Annotated in this window: 4 protein-coding genes; all 4 read left to right on the top strand. The window is 55.3% G+C overall.

The genetic code is table 11. The annotated features are described in order from the left end of the window. Positions 1–187: 187 nt before the first annotated feature. The 4 genes from ACQ754_RS16895 (at position 188) to ACQ754_RS16910 (ending at position 4,331) form a co-directional block, all read left to right on the top strand. Positions 188–1,045 (top strand): tyrosine-type recombinase/integrase, encoded by an 858-nt coding sequence (locus ACQ754_RS16895; protein ID WP_440998217.1) that lies wholly within the window; start codon positions 188–190, stop codon positions 1,043–1,045. After that, positions 1,038–2,198 carry an IS91 family transposase gene (locus tag ACQ754_RS16900; RefSeq protein WP_440998218.1) on the top strand — a complete coding sequence of 387 codons (1,161 nt, stop codon included), beginning with the start codon at positions 1,038–1,040 and terminating at the stop codon, positions 2,196–2,198. Before ACQ754_RS16895 ends, ACQ754_RS16900 begins: the two co-directional genes overlap by 8 nt. A 530-nt stretch (positions 2,199–2,728) precedes the next feature. After that, positions 2,729–3,646 carry a retron St85 family effector protein gene (locus ACQ754_RS16905; protein ID WP_440998219.1) on the top strand — a complete coding sequence of 306 codons (918 nt, stop codon included), beginning with the start codon at positions 2,729–2,731 and terminating at the stop codon, positions 3,644–3,646. Then, positions 3,636–4,331, top strand: a complete 696-nt coding sequence (locus tag ACQ754_RS16910; RefSeq protein WP_440998220.1) for a retron St85 family RNA-directed DNA polymerase — start codon at positions 3,636–3,638, stop codon at positions 4,329–4,331. The genes ACQ754_RS16905 and ACQ754_RS16910 overlap by 11 nt, the downstream gene beginning before the upstream one ends. Positions 4,332–4,397: the final 66 nt, after the last annotated feature.

Here is a 4,397-nt window from a genome sequence, read left to right on the forward strand (position 1 = left end):
AGAGGACCTTGGCCATTATCCCAGCCTACAGCCCGACTCGGTACACGCGGGCGGGAATAAATCAGTGTTTCCTTAGCGGTGCGTTGAACTAAACCGCTTTGCGGTAGCCCCCTTCAAGTAACGTCTTTCGCGTCATCGAAGCACACTGTTCGTCGACCCATGTGGGTCATGAGCAGGAGTGACAGCGATGACTGCTTTGCGAGAGAAGATGATCGAGGCCATGCGCCAGCGTGGTTTCGCACAGCGCACCCACCGGACCTACCTGGCGGTGATCACGGATCTGGCACGCTATTTCCGGCGTTCGCCGGATGAGCTCGACGCCGACGATCTGCAACGCTTCTTCAACCATCTCGTCCAGGAGCGCGGTCTGTCGGCCGCGTCCTGTCGGGTCTATCTGCACGGCGTACGGTTTCTGTACCTGCAGGTGTTGCAATGGCCTTCGGTGGACGTATCGCCGGTCGTGCCCAAGGCGCCGCAGCGGATCCCGGAACTGCTGACCCGCGAGGAAGTGCGGCGGATCCTGACCGCCTGCACCAATCGGAAGCATCGAATGATGCTCGAATTGTGCTATGGCTGCGGAGTACGCGTGAGCGAGGTCTGTCGACTGCGGGTCGGGGATATCGATAGCCAGCGCGGCCAGCTGCGCGTCGCACAGGGCAAAGGCGGCAAGGACCGCATGGTCCTGCTGCCGGCGAGTCTGCTCGCTCGGTTGCGCGAGTACTGGCGTGCGTATCGGCCCCAGGAGTGGCTGTTCCCGGGCGCGTTGGTCCCGGATCGTCCGTTGCACGCCAGCGCCCCGCAGAAGGCCTTCACCCTGGCCAAGCGCCAGGCCGGCGTCGAGCGCGTGGGCGGCATCCACAGCCTGCGCCATGCCTATGCCACGCATGTCCTGGAACAAGGCCTGCCGGTTCACCAGCTCCAACGGCTGCTCGGCCATCGCAACGTCCAGTCGACGATGCGCTATATGCACTGGCTGCCGGGTCAGCAGGGGGCGTGTCAGGGCCACGCGGATCTGGTGGCCGCACTGGAGGTGGGTCATGACTGAGTCCGCCACCCTGCAACAGGCACTGGACCGTTTTTTGAACCCGAGCGGGCTCGATCTCCAGCGCCAGCGCGTGTGCGGCCACCTGCTGGCCTGCCGCACCGAGGCAATGGGCGGGATGGTCCTGCGCTGTGCGGATTGCGCCCACGAACAGCCGCGCTACTTCGGCTGCCGCGATCGCCACTGCCCGCAGTGCCAGGGCCGAGCCATGCGCCAGTGGGCCGAACGCCAGCAGGCGCAGATCTTGCCCGTGCGCTATTACCACGTCGTGTTCACCCTGCCGCACACGCTCAACGGCTGGGTCCAGTTGCATCCCGAGGTGATCCATCGGCTACTGTTCCACAGCGCCTGGCAGACCCTCCGGACCTTTGGTCGCGATCCCAAGCGCCTCGGTGGCGCGATGGGCATGAGCGCGGTGCTCCACACCTGGGGGCAGAACCTGAGCCAGCACGTGCACCTGCACTGCCTGGTCCCCGGCGGTGCGCTGGGCGACGACGGCGGCTGGCGGGCGGCGCGCAGCAACTACCTGTTCCCGGTACGGGCGCTGTCGCGCTACTTTCGCGGGCATATGGTCCGCGCCTTGCGTGCTGGCGCTGACGCCGGTGAACTGCACCGCGTTACCCGGCCCGGTGAAGTCGATGACCACCTCGATGCCCTGATGGCCGCCGAGTGGGTGGTCTACAGCAAGGACTGTCTCGAGCACACCGCGTCGGTGGTGGACTACCTGGCTCGCTACACGCGGCGCATCGCGATCAGCAATGCCCGCATCCTCGCCGTCGACGCGCGCCAGGTCGCCCTGCGCTACAAGGACTACCGCGACCGCAACCGACACAAACCGCTCGTGCTCGACGGCGAGGAGTTCGTGCGCCGCTTCCTGCTGCATGTCCTGCCCAAGGGGCTGATGCGGGTGCGTCATTACGGCTTTCTGGCCAATCGCTGCCGACGCCGGCGCCTCGCCCAGATCCGCCAGGCACTGGCCCTCGTCGACCCGGCCCCGGAGGCCGCCAACACGGCGTGCGCGAGCGAGGCGCGCTACACCTGCCCGCAATGTCGCAAGCCGGCCATGCGCAGGACCGGGGCGATTGTGGCCCGGCGGCCCCGGCGGCCCCCGCGGCGCCGGCCAGTGAATCCGAGGGCGCACCGCTATCGAGCATGACCTAACCCGCGCAGACGACCATCGATCCCGACACCCGGCCGCGTCACGGCCGATGGCCGCGCTCGCCCCAAGGTTGGATTTTCGCCATCAGGCACGCTACATTCCGCGTATTGAGCCCCGGAAGGACTCGGCACATGGCTCCCAGCATCCCCCGCAGCCTCGATCATGACCCAATGCGCACGCGCATCATCGCGCCACGCCGCAGTCCCGCCAATACAAATCCCTATCTAAAGGCGTAGCAACCTGATGGGCGGCTTAGTCCAACAGGCATTTATCCGCCATGCTGCGCACGGCGAAGAAATGCTTCACTGTTACAAATCACTGGTCAGGTTCGTTGGATTGACTAACAGAGAGGAAAGAGGTAGCGTTCTGATGTCACCTAGCGATTATGGGCTTAGGCCCATCGGAACACGAGTCGTGTTCTGCCTCTGGATTTTTAGCTTTCTGGCGTTACTTCCTTTGACGGAAGGCGCTAGTCAGCGCCTTCCGTCAAAGGAAGTAACGCGTGCTTAAGTAGGTGACAACTTACAATGCTTCATGAAATTAGACATAAAAGACTGGTACATGACCGACTAAGCGCGCTGAGACGGTCAATTAACTCCGGTCGCGTTCTTCTTCCCCCTACTATTGCCCGCTTCGTTTTTTTGTGCGGAGCTAATAAATCAAAAAATGAAATATCAGAGCGACGTAGAGTGCTCATGGAATTTTCTGACAAACACCTGCCTCATACATATTTTTTTCTGGCAGAAAGAATGTTTTCAACACTAAAAGAAGAGGGTCATAAAGAAAATCTTCTTGATGTTGAGCATTTAATTTCTGATTTCTCTGATTACGTCCTGATCGTTTTGGAAAGCCCGAGTTCGTTCGCCGAACTGGGAGCGTTCTCTCATCGGACTTTGCGTGAAAAAATTGTCATTATAAATGACGAGAAGTTTAAAGACGAAGAGTCTTTTATAAACCTCGGTCCGATTAACGCTATCAATGAGTCGTCAGGTCCGGAAAGAATTATTTGTTACAAAATGAGCAATGATGGCATATGGTCAAAGGACGCTATCGGCGATACGTTTTATAAGATATATGATCTTTTTCAAAAGCCTTTGAAGTCCAAATCAAAATCCGCAAAGCTAGAGTCCCTACATCCAGGCGATTCCTTCGATAAGTATTCTGCGATGTTCTTACATGATTTAGTATTCTTGTCGGGACCTCTTACCCATAAGGAAGTAATAGAGTTATTGATACAGCTTTTTGGCAAGTCAAACTTTAATAACGTCTCTCACCTCTTGGCAATTCTCTGCGCTTTTGGTTCAATTGAAAGGAACGCGAAAGGTCTTTATCGCTCAAAAAGGTCGGATTGTTACTATAAATATAATTTCGATTTGTCTCCTTTTATAGCTGTGTTTCGGAATTACGCGCAAAGAAAATACCCGGAAAGACTTTATGCGTATTGAAGAAGTGATCTCAAGAGATCTTAAGGTTCCAGAAAGCCTTGTCAATGAGGCAATTTCTGGAGCTAGAGTTCGAGTAAAGAAGTTTCAAATTCCTAAAAGATCCGGTGGTTCTAGAGAAATTTTCCACCCATCAAAAAAGCTTAAGGTTATCCAGTATTGGTTGATGCACTCAGTATTTTGCAATATGCCCCTAAGCGATGCTGCGATGGCATATAGAGAGGGGATCTCGATATTACATAATGCCAGAGCCCATTCGTTGAACCGGTACTTCTTAAGAATGGATTTCAAAGATTTTTTTCCTAGCATACGCTTCGAAGATATCGAATCTCACATTAAATCGTGGCACCGAAATTTCAAACCCGAATGGGACTTGAACGATAAATCACTGGGATTTATTAACCAGTCTTGTTTTTTTAAGGATGATAGATTAGCAGTAGGGTATCCGTCATCCCCTGCCATTAGTAACATAGTTATGAGGGATCTTGATTCCAAGATTCTCAATGAAATTGGGTCAGGGAAGTATGGGGACGTCGTATATACTAGGTATGCTGATGATATGGTTTTTTCGACGAATCAAAAGGGGACTTGCAAGGAAATAATTAAGGCTGTTAAGAAAATTGTTAGTGTTTGCAAGTCTCCTGTTTTGAAAATAAATGAATCTAAAACGCGCTTAGGGAAACACTGATTTATTCCCGCCCGCGTGTACCGAGTCGGGCTGTAGGCTGGGATAATGGCCAAGGTCCTCTGTGAA

Source organism: Arhodomonas sp. SL1, from assembly GCF_052060015.1.
GTDB lineage: Bacteria > Pseudomonadota > Gammaproteobacteria > Nitrococcales > Nitrococcaceae > Arhodomonas.

Coding starts and splice junctions, on each gene's coding strand:
- ACQ754_RS16895 (WP_440998217.1), top strand. CDS start 188: ATGACTGCTTTGCGAGAGAAGATGATCGAGGCCATGCGCCAGCGTGGT.
- ACQ754_RS16910 (WP_440998220.1), top strand. CDS start 3,636: ATGCGTATTGAAGAAGTGATCTCAAGAGATCTTAAGGTTCCAGAAAGC.
- ACQ754_RS16900 (WP_440998218.1), top strand. CDS start 1,038: ATGACTGAGTCCGCCACCCTGCAACAGGCACTGGACCGTTTTTTGAAC.
- ACQ754_RS16905 (WP_440998219.1), top strand. CDS start 2,729: ATGCTTCATGAAATTAGACATAAAAGACTGGTACATGACCGACTAAGC.